The 20,910-nt window shown below is 48.3% G+C and carries 17 protein-coding genes; 8 read left to right on the plus strand and 9 right to left on the minus strand.

The genetic code is table 11. The features are described 5' to 3' along the window. From BLS14_RS20635 to BLS14_RS20645, 3 genes are all read right to left on the minus strand, one after another. A complete protein-coding gene (locus tag BLS14_RS20635) occupies positions 1–906 on the minus strand; it encodes an ABC transporter permease (RefSeq protein ID WP_205524889.1) in 906 nt (301 codons plus the stop codon). A gap of 285 nt (positions 907–1,191) precedes the next feature. Beyond that, positions 1,192–2,751, minus strand: a complete 1,560-nt coding sequence (locus BLS14_RS20640; protein WP_090953690.1) for a response regulator transcription factor — start codon at positions 2,749–2,751, stop codon at positions 1,192–1,194. After that, positions 2,748–4,562 (minus strand): cache domain-containing sensor histidine kinase, encoded by a 1,815-nt coding sequence (locus BLS14_RS20645; RefSeq protein WP_256336616.1) that lies wholly within the window; start codon positions 4,560–4,562, stop codon positions 2,748–2,750. Before BLS14_RS20645 ends, BLS14_RS20640 begins: the two co-directional genes overlap by 4 nt. A gap of 250 nt (positions 4,563–4,812) precedes the next feature. On the opposite strand from BLS14_RS20645, the gene BLS14_RS20650 reads away from it, so the two are divergent. Together BLS14_RS20650 and BLS14_RS20655 are read left to right on the plus strand one after the other, a co-directional pair. Further along, positions 4,813–7,962 (plus strand): alpha-mannosidase, encoded by a 3,150-nt coding sequence (locus BLS14_RS20650; protein WP_090953694.1) that lies wholly within the window; start codon positions 4,813–4,815, stop codon positions 7,960–7,962. Positions 7,963–8,155: 193 nt separating this feature from the next. Then, positions 8,156–8,839, plus strand: a complete 684-nt coding sequence (locus tag BLS14_RS20655) for a DUF6199 family natural product biosynthesis protein (protein ID WP_090953696.1) — start codon at positions 8,156–8,158, stop codon at positions 8,837–8,839. A gap of 32 nt (positions 8,840–8,871) precedes the next feature. Here the strand turns inward: BLS14_RS20655 and BLS14_RS20660 are convergent, their stop codons facing one another. From BLS14_RS20660 to BLS14_RS20670, 3 genes are all read right to left on the minus strand, one after another. After that, entirely contained in the window at positions 8,872–10,194 is a 1,323-nt protein-coding gene (locus tag BLS14_RS20660; protein ID WP_090953698.1) for an LLM class flavin-dependent oxidoreductase, read from the minus strand. A 76-nt stretch (positions 10,195–10,270) separates the two neighbouring features. After that, positions 10,271–11,518: an MFS transporter gene (locus BLS14_RS20665; protein WP_090953700.1), complete on the minus strand. Its 1,248-nt coding sequence runs from the start codon at positions 11,516–11,518 to the stop codon at positions 10,271–10,273. 141 nt (positions 11,519–11,659) lie between these two features. Continuing rightward, positions 11,660–12,100 carry a GNAT family N-acetyltransferase gene (locus tag BLS14_RS20670; RefSeq protein WP_090953702.1) on the minus strand — a complete coding sequence of 147 codons (441 nt, stop codon included), beginning with the start codon at positions 12,098–12,100 and terminating at the stop codon, positions 11,660–11,662. Positions 12,101–12,452: 352 nt separating this feature from the next. Between BLS14_RS20670 and BLS14_RS20675 the strand changes: the two genes are divergently transcribed. From BLS14_RS20675 to BLS14_RS20700, 6 genes are read left to right on the plus strand one after another with little or no spacing between them, the layout of a single operon-like run. Further along, positions 12,453–13,379, plus strand: a complete 927-nt coding sequence (locus BLS14_RS20675) for an ABC transporter permease (RefSeq protein ID WP_063565301.1) — start codon at positions 12,453–12,455, stop codon at positions 13,377–13,379. 1 nt (position 13,380) lies between these two features. Next, positions 13,381–14,337: an ABC transporter permease gene (locus BLS14_RS20680; protein WP_063565300.1), complete on the plus strand. Its 957-nt coding sequence runs from the start codon at positions 13,381–13,383 to the stop codon at positions 14,335–14,337. Positions 14,338–14,350: 13 nt separating this feature from the next. Then, on the plus strand, positions 14,351–15,385 hold the full coding sequence (locus BLS14_RS20685; protein WP_063565299.1) for an ABC transporter ATP-binding protein: 1,035 nt from the start codon (positions 14,351–14,353) through the stop codon (positions 15,383–15,385). After that, on the plus strand, positions 15,366–16,322 hold the full coding sequence (locus BLS14_RS20690; RefSeq protein ID WP_090953704.1) for an ABC transporter ATP-binding protein: 957 nt from the start codon (positions 15,366–15,368) through the stop codon (positions 16,320–16,322). Before BLS14_RS20685 ends, BLS14_RS20690 begins: the two co-directional genes overlap by 20 nt. A 32-nt stretch (positions 16,323–16,354) precedes the next feature. Then, positions 16,355–18,013: a peptide ABC transporter substrate-binding protein gene (locus tag BLS14_RS20695; RefSeq protein ID WP_090953705.1), complete on the plus strand. Its 1,659-nt coding sequence runs from the start codon at positions 16,355–16,357 to the stop codon at positions 18,011–18,013. After that, positions 18,013–18,402 (plus strand): DUF3899 domain-containing protein, encoded by a 390-nt coding sequence (locus BLS14_RS20700; protein ID WP_090953706.1) that lies wholly within the window; start codon positions 18,013–18,015, stop codon positions 18,400–18,402. Before BLS14_RS20695 ends, BLS14_RS20700 begins: the two co-directional genes overlap by 1 nt. Before the next feature lie 113 nt (positions 18,403–18,515). Here BLS14_RS20700 and BLS14_RS20705 read toward each other — a convergent pair whose 3' ends face one another. From BLS14_RS20705 to BLS14_RS20715, 3 genes are all read right to left on the minus strand, one after another. Next, positions 18,516–19,058 carry an SMI1/KNR4 family protein gene (locus tag BLS14_RS20705; RefSeq protein WP_090953708.1) on the minus strand — a complete coding sequence of 181 codons (543 nt, stop codon included), beginning with the start codon at positions 19,056–19,058 and terminating at the stop codon, positions 18,516–18,518. Between the two features lie 336 nt (positions 19,059–19,394). Next, the gene (locus BLS14_RS20710; protein WP_063565294.1) at positions 19,395–19,724 is read right to left on the minus strand and encodes a GRAM domain-containing protein; all 330 of its coding nucleotides are present in this window, start codon (positions 19,722–19,724) and stop codon (positions 19,395–19,397) included. Between the two features lie 186 nt (positions 19,725–19,910). After that, the gene (locus BLS14_RS20715) at positions 19,911–20,729 is read right to left on the minus strand and encodes a purine-nucleoside phosphorylase (RefSeq protein ID WP_076287857.1); all 819 of its coding nucleotides are present in this window, start codon (positions 20,727–20,729) and stop codon (positions 19,911–19,913) included. Between the last annotated feature and the right edge of the window lie 181 nt (positions 20,730–20,910).

Consider the following 20,910-nt stretch of genomic DNA (forward strand, 5'->3'; position numbering starts at 1 on the left):
CTAGAATACGGCATAATCCTTTTCAATTTTACGCACAGCATAGTTTGCCAGCAGGACAAGAATCAAACCGACAACCGATTGATACAATCCTGTAGCTGTACTCATTCCCGTATCACCCATAATGGTCAAGCCGCGGTATACAAACGTGTCGATGACATTGGTGACCGGATACAGCGCACCAGAGTCCCGCGGAACCTGATAGAACAGTCCAAAGTCGGAACGGAAGATCCCGCCGATCGCCAGAATGGTGAGGATGATCATTAGCGGTCTGAGCAGTGGCAGCGTTATATACCGGATCTGTTTCCACTTCGTAGCACCGTCGATCATCGCTGCCTCATAATAAGAACGATCGATACCTGCAATTGCCGCCAGATATACTACACTGCCATAACCTGCACCTTTCCACAGGCCGAGCAGAATGAGAAAATACGGCCAATACCCTGTCTCACTGTACCAACTAACCGGATCTCCACCAAAATAGGTAATGATCTGGTTGAACACACCCTTTTCCACACTCAGAAACGAGAAGACGAAATAACTGATAATAACCCAAGACAGGAAATAAGGCATAAACATCGCGGTCTGGTAAATCTTCGCCAGCCGTTTGTTCAACAGTTCGTTCATGATGATCGCAAGCGTCACCGCGAGCACCAACCCGAGAAAGATCAGCCCCAAGTTATACAGAATCGTATTACGTGTGATGATATAGGCGTCACTGGTGGAGAACAGAAACTCAAAGTTCTTGAACCCAACCCATTCGCTTTTTAGAACGCTTTCAAGAAATCCGCCCGGATGTATCCGGAAGTCCTTAAAAGCAATAATCGTTCCGAACATTGGCAAATAGGCAAAAATGATAAACCAAGCTGCTCCCGGCAGTACCAGCAGAAGAAACGCCTTGTTCTTCATCAGACTTTTGAAGATGCCCTGCACGGCTGTCCCTCCTTATAATCTCGTTCATGATCGCTTTAGCTGCATCCAGCATTAATCCCCTATAATCAACACTGGATCTAAGCCCTTTTAATGCTTTGGATTTCCTCGTTCACTCCTACCTCCATTATGCAAGCGCTACCAATTTTGAGATAGTTGAAAAACCCAATAAATTGATGGATTAATTAAAGATCGTGCATTCATTGCATAACAAAAAAGACACCCCCACATGGGGAGTGTCTTCATTCAGCCGGAGCCCCCGGCTTATTTTTTCATGTAGATCGAGCGCAGCTCCGTAGGAGAAACGCCAGCATATTTCTTAAACTGTCTGTAAAAATATGTGGAGTCCCAATAGCCCACCTCGCCCGCTATTTCTGCCGTCTTTTTGTCCGAATATAACAGCAAATGAGTGGCACGCTCAATTCGGTACTGGTTCACATAATCAGAAAAGGTGGTACCGACCTCTTGCTGGAACAATTGGCCGAGGTAGTTCGGATGAAGCCCCAGCCTCTGACTGAGCGTCTTAAGTGAAAGCTCATCCTGATAGTGATTTTTCACCACCTCCAGCACAGCCATGATATGCGGACTGTACGTTTTCTCGGCAGTATGGTATGTATCCAGCGTGTGATGAACAACCTTTCTGACCAATTGTTTCAGTTTGCTGAGCGTATGAATTCTAGACAGGGGTCCAAAGATGTCCCCGTAGTCAGGCGTTTTCTCTAGTTCCTTGGCGGCCAGCATCAGCTGGATCGCAGAATTGAAGAACGGTGTTCTAGGGAGGCAGGGTTCCTTACCCTCAGCAATGAAGAATTCGTCGATGAACCGATCCACCTCTGTACCTTCACCATCCCGCAGCAGTTTGTGGAACTGCTCCATCGCTGGCCCAGGCTTCTCTTGATGCTGATTGGTAGCTTCTTCGTTCTCCACTTGCATGATGAAGGTATTACAATCCATAAACAAATGATTCTGAAGCCACAGCTTTACGGACTTGCAACTCTTTGGAAAACCCAGATAGGTCGACTCGGATTGACCGATGATCCCCCATACACGTGCACCTGTGTCCTCAGCAACCGCTTGCTTCATTTTGGTGAGTGCCTGAAGCTGCCATTCATCACTACCTTCCGTACCGGCTGAAACGAACAGCAGCATGATGTCTCCGTTCTGATCAGGAAAACAGATGATACCGCAGCCATCCGGGAGGCCTTTGTTCCCGATCTGCTCACACTGCTCAGCAATTCCCGGCAGATACATCTGGGGATCATCCCCCTTGTCATCTCCTACAATCCTTAGAGAAGCCGCACAATATGTGGATTTGTTCATGGGAATCTCAAGCATCTGCGCACGCTCACGGAATTCTTTGGCGTCAATGGTCTCGTTCGCCCACCGCTGCAAAATATTGTTGCGCAGAATCCTCCAGCTCTGATCCATTTGAATCTGGCGCATCTCTTCGTGTTCCCAATCCCGCTGCATATGCTTGATGGTCGCTTCCAGTTCATCCATATTGACTGGCTTGAGCAGGTAGTTCTCAACCCCCAGTGAGATGCCCTCCCGCACATATTTGAATTCTTCGTAACCACTTAAAATAATGAATTTGGTATATGGATTGCGCGCTTTAGTCTCCCGGATCAGTTCAAGTCCGGTCATTTGCGGCATCATGATATCCGTAATAATCAGATCGACAGGAACCTCCTCCATCATTGCTAGCGCTTCCAACCCATTGCATGCCGTTCCGGCAATCTGCATGTTATTCTGATCCCAATCAATGATCGCTTGCATTCCTTTGACAATAAGCGGCTCATCATCGACCAACATTACACTTCTCATCCCGTTTCCTCCCTTGTAACTGGAATGCTGATGGTCACCTCACATCCTTCGCCTTCCGCACTGTTCAGGTGCAGACCATAATCACTGCCATAATTCAGACGTATGCGGTCGTGCACGTTCTTAAGACCCAAAGATCGGTCAGATGTCTCAGCAGCTTCATCGCCCTTATGCAACCCATGTTGCAGTTCAAGCAGTCTCTCCGCGGAAATCCCCTTTCCGTTATCCTTTACACGGATGTGAATCACGCCGTTCTCTTCTTCAGCTGTGATGGAGATCCGGTTATCATCATCATTCGTACGAAAACCATGCACAATGTAATTCTCAATAATCGGCTGGACCAGCAACTTGACGACCATGCTTCCCGCAGCTGCATTCTCGATATGCGTCTCCACGTGCAGCTTGTCCTCATACCGATATTGGACCAAAGCCAGATACATGCCGCACAGCTCTATTTCCTCCGCCAAGGTTACATGGGTCTGCTTTTTGATCAAATGACGGAACATCGTGGCGAGAATATAAATCATCTGCCCAACATCCCTGGCTCCCAAACTGATGGCTTTCATGCGGATGCTTTCCAACGTATTGTACAGAAAATGGGGATTAATCTGGGCTTGCAAAGCCACAAGCTGCGCGTTCTTTTGTTTGATCTCCGACACATATACCGTTTCTATGTAAGACTCCAGCCGATCACACATATGATTAAATCTCTGCGAAATCTGCTGCAACTCATCTTCCCCCTCCATCTCGATACGTTTACTCAGATCACCCTCCTGCCAGCGCCGCATGTAAAGCACGAGTCTGTGAATTTTTTTGGAATAACGGCGGATGATGGTGAACGTCACCGCAATGCTAATCATGATGCACAGAATCACAATCCCAATGAGGCTGAAACGAATCGCCTGAAGGCTCTGTTTGATTTGCGACTCCGGAATAATAGAAGCCACGACCATTCCCGTATTCCCGATATTCAGCAGCTGCACCTTGGAGCGCTCCTCCAGATCCACCCAATCCTCCGGTAAATTCATCTTCCCCCAGTACGGGTAGACGGTGTTGTCATACTTGCCCTTTGAATCGAAAATCACCTGACCTTCCCCTGTCATCAACATGATCCGACTGTTCTTGCCGCCCGGTCTGTCTCGAAGCAGCCCTTTGATGCGGTCTGTATTCAGCTCAAACATAATTGCACCGTACTGCTTCAATGTCACGGAGTCTTTGAGCACATTCGCGTAGCTGTACGGGGTAGGCTCATCAGCCATTTTCCCTTCGAACAGCGGTTCGCTGCCCATATACTGCCAAGGTGCACTCCTCAGCCGCTGGAACCAGTCCTGATGCCCTGCAGAAAGCTTGGGATGATAGTAAAAGTGCTGGGTCTCCCGATTAAGAACATAGAAAAAATCCTGATCCGTGCTGTATAACACGACATTTGCAATCGAGGCCTCATCCTTTAACAGCAGACGTAATTGATAATCGAAGTTCCCTCGCTCTGTACGGTAGCTGTAAGCATATTGATTCAGGCGCCAATTGAGAAAATCCTCGTATTCATGAGTCAAAAAATACTTCAGATCATCGCCAATCATGGCGTCGGTATAAATCTGCTGCACGGCATTATACAGCCGTTCGTACTGCTGATTCAGGTTGATACTGACAATATCCAGCTCCTGCAAACTGGCATCCATTTGTTCCTGTACCACTCGCTGTTCATAGTAGCGGTAGGCCAACACCGAGATGCTGATGAACAACAGGACCATCACCATGGAATAAAACAGTAGGATTTTGTTGAACATTTTTTTCTTCAAGTAGTTCTTATACATGGTTCGTATCCTGGACATTCGCGCCTGAACACCTCCTCCAGACCAATTTCCAACTCAGTGTATCACCGTTTGGTTAAATTCGACAATCACCAGTGCCCAGAACCAGTAATCCATATTTTGATTTGTCAAAAGCGAATGGAAGCGCTATAATGGGCGCATTCCCCTATAATAGTTATGTAATACATAATCGCTTTGGATGCTCTCTATATATGAATCACTCCCCGATAAAATGAACTGGGGGTTTTTAACGATGTTTCTTACTGAAAACAAACTACAAGCACGTATTCATGAATTATCCGAGCTCCGTTACCGGGATCGTTTGCCTTTAAATCATTTTCTTGCCTGCGAAGACCGCAGGCAAGAGATCAACCCGGTCCTGCCGGGAGACGATGGCCATTGGAAGCCTATGTATACAGGAGAAAGTTGGTCCGGTCGAGATCTCTATTTGTGGCTGCGTACAAAAGTCGAGTTCCCTGCCTCCTGGGAAGATAAACGGATTGTCGGACTGTTTGATTTCGGCGATACCGGGGGTGGTAACAATTCCGGCTTTGAATCACTGTTCTACTGGGATGGAAAGCCGTTTCAAGGCGTAGATTCCAACCACAAGGAAGTGTTTTTTCCAGCCTCTGCCGCAGGCAGCACCAACGAGTTGGTCTTCCGCTTATGGTCCGGTCTGGAAGGTGGCGGTCAGCCCCGCAACCAGACGCATACGTTCAGACAAGCAGAACTGTGTTGGCTGGATGAAGCTGTTGATGATCTTGTATTTACAGGGTCAGCAATTCTGGAAACGGTCAACATTCTGGATGCCCATGCACCTGAACGCACAAAGCTGCTTCATGCACTCCAGCAGTCCTTCCGCCTGATTGATTGGTCCCAGCCTAAGTCCGATGTCTTCTATACCTCTGTGCATGAGGCAAGGGATGACCTGAGCGCCCGATTGAGTGCGATGGACAAAGCCTCTGATGTGACCGTCACTTGTATCGGCCATACTCATATTGACGTTGCCTGGCTGTGGCGGTTGAAGCATACGCGCGAGAAATGCGCCCGTTCCTTCTCTACGGTCATGCGCCTGATGGAGATGTTCCCGGAGTATGTTTTCCTTCAGACACAGCCCCAATTGTACGAATATGTGAAAGAGGACTACCCGGAACTGTACGAATCCATCAAGGAGCGTGTCGCTGAAGGACGCTGGGAAGCGGGCGGCGGCATGTGGCTGGAGGCTGACTGTAACCTGACCTCGGGCGAATCCCTGGTCCGACAATTGCTGATTGGCACTCGTTTTCTCAAAGAAGAATTCGGGACGGATTGCCGATATCTATGGTTGCCCGATGTATTCGGCTACAGCTGGTCTCTGCCGCAAATTCTGAAAAAATCCGGCATTCATACATTCATGACGACCAAAATCAGCTGGAACCAATACAACCGCATGCCATTCGATACATTTCACTGGCGCGGAATTGACGGCTCAGAGGTGCTGACCCACTTTATTACTACACCCGAGCCTTGGTCCGAGCCGGGTTCCTGGTTCTATACCTATAACGGGAAAATCATTCCGAAGACGGTCAAGGGCATATGGGATGCTTACCGCGATAAGGAGATGAACCAGGATCTGCTGCTGTCGTACGGATACGGAGACGGCGGAGGCGGAGTTAATCGCGAAATGTTGGAGATGAGACGGCGGCTGGATCAACTGCCCGGATTGCCCAAGGTCAAGACAGGACGCGCAGATGATTATTTTGAAAAGCTGCAGGAGACGGTCGAGAAAACCGATTCGTACATCCATACATGGGATGGTGAACTGTATCTGGAGTATCACCGCGGAACGTATACCAGTCAGGCGTACAACAAACGGATGAACCGCAAGCTTGAGCTGGCTTACCGCGAAGCGGAGTGGCTGAATGCATTGCAAAGTATTGTGCACAATGACTGGAATCTGTATCAAGCGAAGTCCCTGACTGCGGGTTGGAAAATCATTTTGCGCAACCAGTTCCATGACATCATTCCCGGTTCCTCCATCACAGAGGTGTATGAGGATAGCCGAATTGAATATGCAGAAGCTGAGCTGATTGGCAATCACGTGTACACGCAGGCTCGGATGGCTATTGCTGGCAGCGGAGAATCTCCGTGTACGTACACCATTTGGAACTCCTCCCCATGGGTCGTTACAGAAATCGTGAGCATTCCTGCGGCATCAGGCGAATTGGAAATGGGAACTTGGCTGAGCGATTCCGGTGAGATTCTGAACGCTCAATACCAGGATGCACGTTGGTCCGTCGAGGTAAAGGATATTCCTTCGCTGGGGTATACCACAATTCACTTCCAGAGCAATACGGTAAACGATATCCCTGAGCAATCTCCATTCATCCACACAGCTAATGGAATCGAGACACCATTCTATCTGCTCGAGTGGAATGAGAATGGGCAGTTGACACGCCTTTACGATAAAGAGTCACACCGTGAGGTGCTTGCCAAAGGCGCAAGAGGCAATGTGCTTCAGGTGTTCGAGGACAAACCACTTGCCCACGAGGCCTGGGATATTGATATCTTCTATCAGGAGGATATGCGAGAGATTACGAAATGCACCAGCATTGAAGTCGTAGAGACTGGTCCGCTTAAGGCCGTGATCCGCTTCGCTTGGGAATACCTCGGCTCTACGATTACGCAGAACATGACTGTATATACCGGGCATAGACGAATCGATTACGCCACTGAGGTGGATTGGCATGAACAGCAGCAATTGCTGAAGGTTGCCTTCCCAGTCGGCATCCGCTCCACTGAAGCCACCTATGATATTCAGTTCGGTAACGTTAAACGGCCCACGCACTGGAACACAAGCTGGGACTGGGCGCGATTCGAATCCGTTGGCCATCAATGGGCTGATCTATCCGACAGAGGTTATGGCGTCAGTTTGCTGAATGATTCCAAATACGGGTATGACATTAAAGATAACGTCATGCGGCTGACCCTGATCAAGAGCGCTACGCACCCTGATCCACATGCCGATCAGGGACTACACAGCTTCACCTATGCTCTACTTCCGCATCAGGGAGATTGGCTCGTTGGCGGAACCGTGCAGCAAGCCTGGCTTCTGAATGCTCCAGCTCGATATACACAGGGACAATCAGAGCAGCCAAGTCGCTCCATGTTCACCTTGTCCGGCAGCACAGCCATGATCTCGGCAGTTAAGAAGGCGGAGGATTCCAATCGTGTCATCGTACGCGTTCATGATTATTCCGGCAGCATGAATATGCTTGAACTGACAAGTGATCTGCGGATTCATGCGTGGAGAGAATGCAATCTAATGGAAGTGCCGGATGGTGAACTCCTGCATGATACGCCGGTAACTTTTACACTTGAGCCGTATGAAATCAAGACGTTTGAGATTGATCTGAGAGTATAATCGTATAACTGCAACAGCTTAACGAAAGAAACCAGCAAGTCCCCGATGATGGGCGACTTGCTGGTTTCTTCGTGCTGTCGTTATTCGGCCGTTATTCAGGCAGTAACGGAGATCGCAACCTGTGCTTCTTAATGACGTATTATAGAACTAAATGGAAAGGATGGCGTTTATATGGGAGAGTCACTCAAAAAAAATGAAGTCCCCCACCTTCATTTTCTTTTCATGCGTTCTGGTCCTGTCCGTAATCATCGCGATCCTGTCCAGACCTTATTTCACAGAGCCGATTTTCCATGTTGAGAACAACAAGTACACATTGGATATTGATCAAGGTAATCTAATGACTTATCGCAGCGGAACGGCAGATCCTATTCAAGTACGCCTTGATCATCAGGAACGGACTGTTTACATCAATCATCAGCAATATATCATCACGAAAATTGATTCTGCGTTTAGTACAACGTATAAGTTGACATATCCTAACGGGAACAAGTATGAAGTCCAAGATCATTCCGGACAATTAATAAGTTTTGATGCAAAAGGCAATAGCGTTTCCGAGGTCTTCTTGTACGTTGGCAGTCAGAGAGTACTTCAGGATGGGGAAGAACAATTCTCTCCTGCAACGCTTGTAACAGCCGCTTACCCAGAATATCATTACACTCGTGGTGCTCCAGGTTATCTGTTTCTCGCATTAGCCGCAGTGATTTTCGGATGGTGCAGCTTCCGTTATCAAAAATTTCAAGACTTCCTTTTCTACCTCTCACTTCGTTCGTTCTGGGCGAACGATGTCGAGCCTAGCGACTTTGATTACTTTTTGAGCAAGGTATGCGGGATTGTCGTTATGATAGGGGCTGTCTGGATCGCTTTTAAAGCATTCTGAACTGGAAGCAAGTTCGATGTGCGATAATTGATTTATTTTACCGTCTCCAATGTATATCGATTGCGTGGAATCTCAAGCCCCAGATTACCGCGCAGTGTCTCATGCTCATACTCGGTACGGAACAGGCCTCGCTCTTGTAAGACAGGTACGACCAGGTCCACGAAGTCCGCGAGTCCGTTCGGCACAACTGTGCGAATATTGAAACCGTCCGCAGCTTCGCCTTCGAACCACTCCTGAATCTGATCAGCGATCTGATCCGGTGTACCGATAAAAGAAGTGCGAGGCGTCGATGCAAGCAATGCCACTTGGCGGAGGGTCAGTCCCTGTTCTCGTGCCTGCTGCTTGATCTTGTCTGTTGTACTGCGGAAGCTATTAATTCCCAAATCACCAATCTCGGGGAAGGGCTCATCCAATGGGAATTGGGCGAAGTCATAATGATCGAAGTAACGTCCCAAATAATTCAGCGCATGGTCAATATCGACCAACTCCGCGATTTCCTGATACTTGCGCTCCGCTTCTTCCTCCGTTCTACCCACAATAGGACCAATGCCAGGGAAGATCAGGATATCTTCTGCCTTACGCCCATAAGCCACCGCTCTTGCCTTCACATCCGAATAGAACTCCTGAGCTTCCTCTAACGTCTCATGCCCCGTGTATACAGCATCGGCCGATCGGGCCGCCAGATCCTTGCCGGATTCGGAAGAACCTGCCTGGAAAACGACCGGATGTCCCTGCTCCGAGCGCGCCACATTGAGTGGACCCTGAACGGAGAAGTGATCTCCCTTGTGGTTCAGCGTATGCAGTTTGGATGGGTCGAAGAAAACACCGTTCTCTTTATCCCCGATAAACGCGTCATCCTCCCATGAATCCCACAGCCCTTTGACCACATTCAGATGTTCTTCTGCAATTTCGTAGCGCAGCGCGTGGTTCGGATGTTCACCTTTGCCAAAATTCAGCGCCGAGCCTTCCAGTGGCGAAGTGACTACATTCCATCCGGCTCGTCCGCCACTAATATGGTCCAGGGAAGCAAATTGTCTTGCCACTGTGAATGGTTCACTATATGAGGTAGACAACGTCGCAACCAGCCCGATATGTGAGGTTGCTCCTGCGAGAACGGAGAGCAGGGTTAAAGGTTCAAAACGATTCAGAAAATGCGGGTTGGATTTCTCGTTAATAAAGAGGCCGTCGGCAATAAAGAGAAGATCGAATTTCCCTTCCTCCGCCTTAATCGCCTGTTTCTTGTAGAAATCCAGATTTACGCTGGCATTGATCGGAATATCCGGGTGTCGCCAAAAAGAGATGCTATTTCCCACTCCATTCAAGTTTGCTCCCAATCTCAATCGTCGTTGTGACATATTAATTCCTCCCTATGTTGTAGTGATGACCATTTAATTCAGTCCAAGTACCTTTTTTTCTCTGAGGATCATTTCATCATTTCTTTATGCTGTTTCCGCCTGCTTCTGCTGCTGCCATGCCCAATCCCGGTTTATTCGCCTCGTTCCTTTCGCTTAACCGGACTGTCCAGGCTGCTCCCAGAAGGACAATGCCCGTTAGGAGAAAAATAAAAGGAATCCCCGTCCATCCACCCAGAAAACCGCCGAGTAACGGGCCGAGTACAATACCGAATTGATTTGCAGTCTGACTCAGACTGACAGCCCTTCCCCGGAAATCACGGTCAGCATATTTGATGATTAACGCATTCAAGGCCGGATACACGGCAGCAAAGAACAGACCGTAGACAAATCGCAAACTTCCAAAATAAATGAGGTTATACGCCGTCAGTTGCAGTAAACTACCAATGCCGCCGCCCAGCAGGCCGATAAACAGCGTTTTCTCGTATCCGATTTTCCCACCAATCCGTCCCCAGCGCGGCCCCATTATTACCGTTGCCACGCCGATGGCTGAGAAGACGATTCCTGCACTAAGCGTTGCACTACTAACGTCTCCACCAATCTGGACCACATAAAGCGTCAATACAGGTTCAATAATGAGCACGGAAGTTGAAACGAGTAAAATCAAACCATAGATCCGCATTAATCCCGGAGTGGAGGCAGCTTTTTTCAGATCACCCAGAATACTTGTGCGAACCACAGTGCGGGGGCCGCGGGCTTCTTTTACCCATATCACCATCACAGCCGAGAGCAGCGTAATGATTCCCGAGGCGATAAAGCATCCTCGCAGCCCGATCCAATGGCTTAGTACTCCACCCACAAGCGGTCCCAGAATGCCTCCGGCAGCCGTGGATGTAGAGATGACACCAAGCGCATAACCTACATGCTTCTCCGGTGTATTGGTGCCGACCAACGTAATAGATGCAGGATTGAAACCAGCCATGAGTCCTTGAAATATCCGCACAGCGATAAACGTGTAAGGGTCATAAACGAAATAGTTAGCCAGATGAGCAATGGCGAGGCCAACGCCCGAACGAATCAGCATCAGTTTGCTTCCATATCTGTCAGCCAGCGAGCCCCAGAAAGGAGCACATAGTCCGCTGATCAGAAAGCTGATCGAGATCGAAATGCCGGACCAGACTTCCAATCCGCTCTGAATACCGAGATCATTTTGCAGAAACAGCGGAAAGAACGGCACAGACAAGGTGTAAGCCATATGATTAAAAAATAGGCCAAACCACAGAATATACAGATTTCGCTTCCAATGCGGCATCTTGGTATTCTCCATACTATATAATTCCTATATAAAAAGTAGGTTATTATCCATATTAGGATACCGTCACTGGAAAGTATAATAGAAAAGTTCAATAGACCCATTCAAGAATTAAATGAATGGGTCTGTTAGATGCTGCTATTTTGACCGTAACGATTACTGCACTTGAACGGACATGAACACATCCACCTCATCTTCACTGTCCAAAACAAACCCAAAACGTTCATACAAACGCCGAGCCGGACTGCCCTGCAATACATTTAAAGTAACACGTTTGCCCCGGACCTCATCCCGTTTCAGCAGCATATTCAGCACTTGAGTTCCTATTTGTTGACCCTGATAATCGGGATGAATATAGAAATGCTCAAGTAGCATCTCCTCTGACTTGGGCTTCAACGCTACACACCCCACCAGTGCACCCTCGACCTCAATAATCCACGTGTGGACAGGGTCAAATGTATTACGGAAACGTTCACGGACCTTCACCTCATCGTACCTTTTCAACCTGTTTAAATCATCATATAGAACCACAGCTCGCAACTCAGCAAGGTGCTCCTGATCTGCCTGCTTGGATTGACGCATGGTTACTTGGTTCATTGGAAGGGCTCCTTATTTTTCAATTATTTTATTCTGTATTCTAGCTATTCATATTGTCTATATTGGATTCGGTGGATCATTGGTCTATGGGGGATTTGATAAGTTCATTCGACTCCAATTATACAGGAAAAAGCAAGCTATTTTTATATTCTGAGCGTTTTCCCAGGCGAAAAACCTGACAACCTATGTTGACAATATATGCAAACCACTTTAATATACCTAGTATTCTTATCAGCTTTTAATAGTTTCTCGCATTCTACATCGAATGTGGCATTTCTGTGCGATTATTAATTGAACAGTAGTAGATTAAATGGGAAGAGTGCTTAGAGAAACAGAACAGGAGATTTGCATCATGTATATTGTTAAACGCTTTTTCACCATGCTTTTGACGCTCTGGATCATTGTGACGCTGACTTTTCTAATCATGCACATGATCCCTGGAGACCCTTTTTCCAACGATTCCAAAACGATACCTGAAGCTGTCCTGCAAAATATGCGTGCAAGATACCATCTGGATGAACCGCTTGCTGTCCAGTATGCACTGTATTTGAAAAATTTGCTGGTGCTGGATCTGGGACCCTCCATCCAGTCCAAAACGACCGATGTCAACACATTGATCGCACGAGGGTTTCCGCCCTCCGCCCTTCTTGGCATCCAGTCCATTGTCATTGCACTGATTGCAGGCATTGCACTGGGCACGGTTGCCGCCCTGTTCCACAAAAGGCCGCTGGACTACATATCCATGTTCATTGCCATCATCGGGATATCCGTCCCGAGCTTCATTCTTGCACCGCTGCTCATTAAATATGCGGCTGTCCAATGGAGGCTCTTCCCCGTTGCATCCTGGGGAACCTGGCAGCATACGATACTGCCCTCGCTGGCTTTGTCGGTAACACCACTGGCTGTCATCGCTCGCTTCATGCGGACCAGCATGCTGGATGTGCTGCAGCAGGAATACATAAGAACAGCAGAAGCCAAAGGATTATCTACCTGGTCAGTCGTCATCCGGCATGGAATGCGAAACGCGCTCATTCCGGTATTATCTTTTATCGGGCCGCTCTTCGCCTCCGTAATCACCGGCACCTTCGTGATTGAGAAGATATTTGCCATTCCGGGAATCGGCAAATATTTCGTGGACAGCATCTTTAACCGTGATTACCCGGTCATCATGGGAACGACGATCTTTTACAGTGTCATTCTGGTCGTAACCCTCTTCCTGATCGACCTGTCGTACCGGATCGTCGATCCGAGAATCAAGCTTTCCAGCAAAGGAGATTAGCATGAAAGCTACAACTACAGACCCCATTACATCGGACCCTCGCTTCACACCGGCAGATCGAAGCCGATTGAGTGCGAACCGCATATCCAGCCCGGGTCTTCCCTTATGGAAGCAACGTACATACAGTATTTTTCGTCATCGATTATCCTTGCTTGGTTTGTTGTTGCTCGTTGTCATTATTGCGCTGGCTCTGGTAGGTCCGTTACTGGTTCCCTACTCGCCAAGCTCACAGTCCCTGCTCAAGACCAATTTGCCACCCTCCGCTGATCACTGGTTTGGCACGGATGATCTCGGACGGGATATGTGGGCCCGTACCTGGTCAGGAGCTCGTATATCCCTGCTGATTGGCTTTACTGCCGCAGCCATAGACCTCGTGCTTGGCGTCCTGATTGGCGGAATCGCCGGTTACTGCGCCGGACAGGGACGGACAGGAGATCGAATCGACAGCCTTTTGATGCGAATCATTGAAATTTTGTACAGTATCCCGTATTTGCTGGTTATCATCCTACTTCTTGTCGTTATGAAACCGGGATTGTTAACGATGATTATTGCCCTGTCCATTACTGGTTGGGTTGGGATGGCCCGCGTCGTCCGAGGTCAGATCCTGCAATTGAAACAACAGGAATACGTGCTCGCGGCGCAGAAGCTTGGCACATCCCATGCCAAGATCATTTTCAGGCACCTGCTGCCCAACGCGGCTGGAATCATTATCGTCAACCTGACCTTCACGATTCCATCGGCTATTTTCTCCGAATCCTTTCTGAGCTTTTTAGGACTCGGTATCCAGTCACCCATCGCTAGCTTGGGGACGATGGCCAACGATTCGCTTGGGGTCATTCTGAGTGGACAATGGTGGAGACTGTTATTTCCCGGTCTAATGATCTCGCTCACCATGTTTGCATTTAACGCTTTCGGCGATGGGCTGCAGGATGCTTTTGATCCGCGCTCCAACCGTTAAGGAGGTTCACACCATGAGTCATTTACTGGAGGTCAATCATTTGAAGGTCTCCTTTGCCACACGTGATAAAGAACTTGAAGCTGTAAGAGATGTTTCTTTTCACGTCGATGAAGGAGAGACACTTGCCATCGTCGGCGAAAGTGGGAGTGGAAAAAGCGTAACCGCCCGTTCCCTGATGGGGATGTTCTCGTCACCGAACGGCCGTATTCGCAGCGGCGAAATCCGCTTTGAGGGGCGGGTTATCAGCGGATTATCCGCTAAAGCCATGCGCCGAATCCGAGGCTCCGAGATCAGCATGGTGTTCCAGGACCCCATGTCTTCTCTGAATCCAACGATGAAGGTCGGTATTCAGATCGGCGAGGGACTTCGCAAGCACCGCAAACTCTCGCCAAAAGATGCCCGGGCCAGATCTGTAGAACTGCTAAACCTCGTGGGTATTCCTGATGCACCAAGCCGCTATCATCAATATCCTCATGAATTTAGCGGCGGAATGCGTCAGCGGGTTGCCATTGCGATGGCACTTGCCTGTGATCCCAAGCTTCTGATCGCCGATGAGCCAACGACCGCTCTCGACGTTACCATTCAGGCGCAGATTCTGGATATTCTAAGCAGCCTACAGCAGCAAACGGGCAGTTCAATTTTGCTGATTACCCATGACCTGGGCGTTGTCGCCGAAGTGGCTCACCGCGTTGCCGTCATGTATGCAGGCACCATTGTGGAGACCGGCACGGTGGAGGATATCTTTGATCGGCCACGCCATCCATATACGTGGGGACTGCTCCAGTCCACCCCGCGACTGGATGATACAGAACATGACAGGCTAATTCCTATTGAGGGCTCGCCCCCGGATATTGCTGCGCTCCCGCCTGGCTGTCCGTTCGCAGACCGATGTCCGCACACGATGGATATCTGTTTGACGGAAATGCCTGATGCAACCATATTTTCATCAAAACACAGTGCCAGATGCTGGCTAAACGATCCTCGAGCTCCTCGAGTGGATGACCGTATCCCGGCAGAAAGGAATGAGCATGACCGAATCTATAATTGAAATTCGCAATGTGAAGAAGCATTTTCACGGCCCGTCCAATCTGACCGTCAAATCGGTTGACGGCATCAGCCTGAACATCCGTCGGGGAGAGACACTCGGGCTTGTCGGCGAGAGCGGCAGCGGCAAATCTACACTAGGTCGAACCATCGTGGGGCTGCTGAAAGCTACGGAAGGACAGATTTTGTTTAACGGACAAGATACCGGACAGGCCAAACCGCATGAGAAGCGGGAGTTGAACCGCCATCTGCAGATGATCTTTCAGGACCCGCACGCTTCGCTTAACCCGCGGCTTTGCATCGGAGATATTATCGCTGAGGGGCTGGATGCTTACAAGCTGGCTCGAGGAAAAGCGCGAAAAGACATCATCGCAGACTTGTTGCTGCGCGTCGGGCTTCACCCGGATCATGCCCACCGCTTCCCCCATGAATTCAGTGGAGGACAGCGCCAGCGCATCGGGATTGCCCGGGCACTTGCCGTCAAGCCACGTTTCATCGTCGCCGATGAACCCATTTCCGCGCTGGATGTGTCCATTCAGGCACAGATCGTCAATTTGCTGAAGGACCTGCAGCGCGAAGAGGAACTGACGTATCTATTTATCGCGCATGATCTGGCTATGGTGAAGCATATCAGCGACCGGATCGGAGTCATGTACCTGGGTAAAATGATGGAACTGTCCGGACGGGACGATCTGTTTGCTAATCCGCTCCACCCCTACACTCAGGCGCTACTGTCGGCCATTCCCGCCGCACATCCCCGTTTAAAAGGGCAAAGGGAGCGTATTCGGCTTCAAGGGAATCCGCCCAGTCCCATTCATCCCCCGGCGGGCTGTCCGTTTCATCAACGATGTTTTGCCGCGATGGATGTTTGCGCAAACCGCATGCCTGCCGGAAGGGAGGTCGAAACAGGACACTGGGTAGCATGTCATCTTTACGAATAACACGAATTAATCATTAATGGAGGAATGAACAAATGAACAAAACAAAAACGAACTGGACCGTCTCTCTCTTGCTCGCAGCATCCGTTGCCTTGAGCGCATGCTCCAGTTCGACAACTGACAATGGTGCCACTGCTTCAAAACCGGACAATCAGGCAGCAGCGGCAAACGTTGAGCAAGTACTGAACACCAATCTGGCCGGTGGAGAACCATACACACTGGACCCTGCACTGGCATCTGACACAACATCCTACTGGGTGATTGATAATCTGTATGAGGGACTGTATACATACGACAAATCAGGCAAAATCGTTGAAGGGGCAGCAAGCAAAGTCGATGTATCACCGGACGGTAAAACCTACACCTTTACCATCCGCGACGATGCAAAATGGTCGAATAACGAACCTGTAACTGCCAAGGATTTTGAATACTCTTGGAAACGTGTATTGAACCCTGCCACTGCCGCTTACGACCCCTCTTCTCTGTATTACATTAAGGGTGCAGAAGCTTATAACACGGGAAAAGGAAAAGCTGAGGATGTCGGTGTGACAGCCAAAGATGACCATACACTGGTGGTTGAGCTGAAATCTCCGCTGGCCTTCTTCCCAACCATTGTCGTTGGCCATGCTTATCTGCCGGTTCAAGCTTCCGTTGTGGACAACAATGAGAAGTGGGCAGCAGAAGCCGATACGATTGTAGGTAACGGTCCTTACATTGCTAAGGAATGGAAACACAATGAACAAATTACACTGGCCAAAAATGATCAATACTGGGATAAATCCAACATCACAATGGATACCATCCATTTCAAAATGGTTCAGGACTCCAACACGTACTATCAACTGTTCAAAACGGGTGAGCTTGACCTGATCCTCTCCCTGCCAGTGGATACGCTTGATCAGGAGCGGAACAATGCCGAGTTCCTGTCCCATCCTTCGTTCAGCGTATATACCTACTCCTTCAATGTGGAGGAAAAACCTTTCACGAACAAAAAGATCAGACAGGCCCTAGCTTATGCACTTGATCGTGAAGCGTTGACGACAAGTGTAACCAAGGGCGGTGAAACACCCGCGTTCGGATATGTCCCTTACGGCGTAACAGCACCATCCGGCAAAGATTTCCGGGAAGAGGCGCCAACCCAATATTATGCATACGATCCGGCAAAAGCCAAAGAATTGCTGGCGGAAGGATTGAAGGAAGAAGGCTTATCTGCACTCCCGACAGTTACCTTCAAATACAATACGTCCGACAAACATAAAAAAGTAGCCGAAGCCATTCAGGAAATGCTCAAAACTAATCTGGGTATTGAAGTCAACTTGGAGAATCAAGAATGGAAAACTTACATCGATACCTTCAAGCAAAAGAATTTCCAAGTCGCACGTATGGGTTGGGAAGGAAACTTCCTCGATCCGCTGGGTGTGCTGGAACACTACACATCGAAGAACTCCAACAACTTCACCAACTGGAGCAATCCTGAATACGACAAGCTGATCAGTGAATCCACGTTTGAGCTTGATCCAGTTAAACGGTTTGAAGAGCTGCATCAAGCCGAGGCCATTCTAATGGACGATCTGCCAATTATACCGATCCTCTTCTCTGCCGACACTGCATTGATTAGTCCTAGTATTGAGGGCGTTATCTTTGACACTCGTTCCAACCCGGATCTCCGCTTCACCAAGCGGGTAGCCGAGTAATGTTTATCCGTTACGCTATGGCCGGTCTGATAACGGCTCTGGCCGCCTATCTGCTGGACTTCTGCGGAATACTAGGCGGCTCCGGTGGCCTACATGAAGGTTCAGACCAGCTGTTTGTCGCCGGTCTGATATGTCTCTTGGCCGGAACAGCAATCCATGTGCTGCAGACTGGGTTCATGAACCCCTTTCTGCAAGGATTCGGTGATCTCAAGCGCATGTTTGTCAGAGAATCGAACGCCCTGCAACGGGAAAATGAACGGATTCGCACCCAGACAGCTCTGCCGTTCTGGAAAAAGTCCTTACTCCGCCAGCTCACGGTCTATACCTTGGGCGGCGGTTCAGGTCTGATTCTATGTTCACTGCTGTTGCTCTGGCCCGTATCCTACTAAATCCTACACAAATAAATCGCTCCCTGGTGCGGCTTGATGCCTGCACTCCAGGGAGCGATTTATTTTTCTACGCCACTATTTTACACGGGAAATCTCTTTCTTCCGCTTAATGATTAAGCGGAACCGTTCGATTCGTCCTCTTCTTCTATACATTTCTGAATAAATTCAAATAATCCCTTAGCCTCAACCGACCGATGTCCCCAATCATGCCAAAAGTACAATACCTGTCCCACGGTTCCAGAACTTGATGGGTCTGTGTCCAGACATAGATAATCCCCACCGCCATTTTCTGCAATCGGAATCCATTTGCAGTTCCACAGTACTGGCTTAATGGCATCATCCTCAATCTCGGGCTCCATCTCGTCCGGGTCGAATTCTTCCTGCAAAAAGGCCCAGTTCTCCTTCACCTGATCCAGAGGTGACAATGTCAGGTTACGAACAAAGGAATCTACGCCAACATTCCAGGCTTGTCCGTTATGCACACGATACAGAGCCTTCATCTCTTCAGGCAAGGTCACGCCAAGTTCGTTTTCTACGGATCGAAAATCTTCATCGCTCGCACCAGGTTGAAGATTCAGTGCTACCTCAAAATCTGCATTTGCTACCGTCCCTTTTGCAATAATACGTTGCCACAGCAGTTCTGCTTGCTTGATCATCCTACATCCTCCTTCTTGTGCGCTTTATAGATTGTCTAGTCTAATGATATAGAAAATCTAACTGTACGATATCAGAGATAGGAAATACAAGGGAGTGCATGACGATCTTGTTAATCCCATCATTTTGCCAAATCAAATAGCACCGCCCAACGGATTAATTCCGTATAGACAGTGCCCATTGTATAGCCTTTTTAGTGCATATCATGTTATTAATATTGTCTATATAGATTTCAATGCATGATTAATCTGTGAGGATTTAATAAATTCATCTGGCCAGAGCAGAATCCGTTCACTTTATTATCCCACATTTTTTGGTTTATGTACTTCATCTGAAACTTACATTATTTCGTTATTCATTCTCTTGGCTTGTACAATCTCCTTGATGATCTTAGAACGATTCCAGACAACAAACTTGAAGACATGTCCACTGTCTAATGTAATGGTAATTCCGTTAGGGATTAGTCCCCATGTCGCACTTTTCTCAATCTTAGTCATAGCCCAGATCTCGATTTGAACCCATTCCGTCTGAAAATTCAGACCATGAGGAATAAAAACTAATCGTTCATTAGTTAGAAAAAGCTTTCCTCCTACTCCTTCAAAACCTCTTAACCAGTTTGCATGAATCCTCTCAAAAATGACGTGTTCATGGGGGCCCAATTCTTCCATTTCTATCAGTCTCCTTTTTCAGCCTATAGCTTGAATCTCTATTATTATAGGTCGTTTTGACCGATATAGGAATATTTTGCACATGTTCATTTGTAAAAAAAGCACTGCCCTACGGAATTCCCTCCGTCTTGGACAATGCTTAATATATTAGTGCTTTGAAAGTAGAGCTTCCTTCTCGATTCCGAATTACATCTCTTTCAGAATACCTTTAACCAGTCCGATGAAGGTTGTTTTCACTTTTGCCGCGACTTCAATCACTTCATCATGACTTAACGGCTGATCCAGAATTCCGCAAGCCATATTGGTCAGACAGGAAATACCCAGCACCTTCATGCCGCCATGAATGGCTACAATCGCTTCAGGTACCGTCGACATACCCACAGCATCCGCACCCATCGTACGAATCATGCGAATCTCTGCTGGAGTCTCATACGCCGGACCACTCCACCATGCATATACCCCTTGCTGCAAACCAACATTCTGCTCCTCCGCTACCTTCAGGGCGATACTGCGGAGTTCGCGATTATATACCTGTGATACGTCCGGGAAACGCACGCCCAGCTCTGCATTATTCGGTCCCATCAGCGGATTGTTGCCTACCAGATTGATATGATCGGTAATCAACATAAGCTGTCCAGGTTCGAAGCTGGTATTGATCGCTCCACAAGCATTGGTGATAATCAACTGCTCGACACCCAGTGCTTTCATAATCCGGACTGGGAACGTGACTTCATCCAGCGTAAACCCTTCATAATAATGAAGGCGTCCTTTCATAGCTACGACAGTCTTGCCCATCAATTCTCCGATGACCAATTCGTTAGCATGACCAATCGCCTCGGATTGAGCAAAATAAGGAATGTCCGTATATGGAATGACGGTAGCATTCTCGATCTCGTCCGCGAGCGCTCCCAGCCCTGATCCCAGAATCATACCCACGACAGGCTTGTTATTAATACGGTTTAATATGTAATCTCTGGCTTCCTGAATATGTGCGGATTGATGCATAAATATATTCCCCCTGAACATCTGAGTTTGGATTAAGTAAGTACTATAAACCAAGTGTAATGAACATTAGTGATCAAGTAAATGGGAGCCGGATAAAGTGGACTCTGCCTCTCCTCCCGAAAGCAGGTTAAAGTTTGAGCCCTGACTGTAACACGTCGAAATATGGTCTCAAAATCTCATC

This window comes from Paenibacillus sp. OK060 (assembly GCF_900101205.1).
In the GTDB taxonomy this organism is placed as follows: domain Bacteria; phylum Bacillota; class Bacilli; order Paenibacillales; family Paenibacillaceae; genus Paenibacillus; species Paenibacillus marchantiae.

Excerpts from the sequence above, each read along its gene's own strand:
- BLS14_RS20635 (WP_205524889.1), bottom strand. The coding sequence starts at position 906 with ATGAAGAACAAGGCGTTTCTTCTGCTGGTACTGCCGGGAGCAGCTTGG.
- BLS14_RS20640 (WP_090953690.1), bottom strand. The coding sequence starts at position 2,751 with ATGAGAAGTGTAATGTTGGTCGATGATGAGCCGCTTATTGTCAAAGGA.
- BLS14_RS20645 (WP_256336616.1), bottom strand. The coding sequence starts at position 4,562 with ATGTATAAGAACTACTTGAAGAAAAAAATGTTCAACAAAATCCTACTG.
- BLS14_RS20650 (WP_090953694.1), top strand. The coding sequence starts at position 4,813 with ATGTTTCTTACTGAAAACAAACTACAAGCACGTATTCATGAATTATCC.
- BLS14_RS20655 (WP_090953696.1), top strand. The coding sequence starts at position 8,156 with ATGAAGTCCCCCACCTTCATTTTCTTTTCATGCGTTCTGGTCCTGTCC.
- BLS14_RS20660 (WP_090953698.1), bottom strand. The coding sequence starts at position 10,194 with ATGTCACAACGACGATTGAGATTGGGAGCAAACTTGAATGGAGTGGGA.
- BLS14_RS20665 (WP_090953700.1), bottom strand. The coding sequence starts at position 11,518 with ATGGAGAATACCAAGATGCCGCATTGGAAGCGAAATCTGTATATTCTG.
- BLS14_RS20670 (WP_090953702.1), bottom strand. The coding sequence starts at position 12,100 with ATGAACCAAGTAACCATGCGTCAATCCAAGCAGGCAGATCAGGAGCAC.
- BLS14_RS20675 (WP_063565301.1), top strand. The coding sequence starts at position 12,453 with ATGTATATTGTTAAACGCTTTTTCACCATGCTTTTGACGCTCTGGATC.
- BLS14_RS20680 (WP_063565300.1), top strand. The coding sequence starts at position 13,381 with ATGAAAGCTACAACTACAGACCCCATTACATCGGACCCTCGCTTCACA.
- BLS14_RS20685 (WP_063565299.1), top strand. The coding sequence starts at position 14,351 with ATGAGTCATTTACTGGAGGTCAATCATTTGAAGGTCTCCTTTGCCACA.
- BLS14_RS20690 (WP_090953704.1), top strand. The coding sequence starts at position 15,366 with ATGACCGAATCTATAATTGAAATTCGCAATGTGAAGAAGCATTTTCAC.
- BLS14_RS20695 (WP_090953705.1), top strand. The coding sequence starts at position 16,355 with ATGAACAAAACAAAAACGAACTGGACCGTCTCTCTCTTGCTCGCAGCA.
- BLS14_RS20700 (WP_090953706.1), top strand. The coding sequence starts at position 18,013 with ATGTTTATCCGTTACGCTATGGCCGGTCTGATAACGGCTCTGGCCGCC.
- BLS14_RS20705 (WP_090953708.1), bottom strand. The coding sequence starts at position 19,058 with ATGATCAAGCAAGCAGAACTGCTGTGGCAACGTATTATTGCAAAAGGG.
- BLS14_RS20710 (WP_063565294.1), bottom strand. The coding sequence starts at position 19,724 with ATGGAAGAATTGGGCCCCCATGAACACGTCATTTTTGAGAGGATTCAT.
- BLS14_RS20715 (WP_076287857.1), bottom strand. The coding sequence starts at position 20,729 with ATGCATCAATCCGCACATATTCAGGAAGCCAGAGATTACATATTAAAC.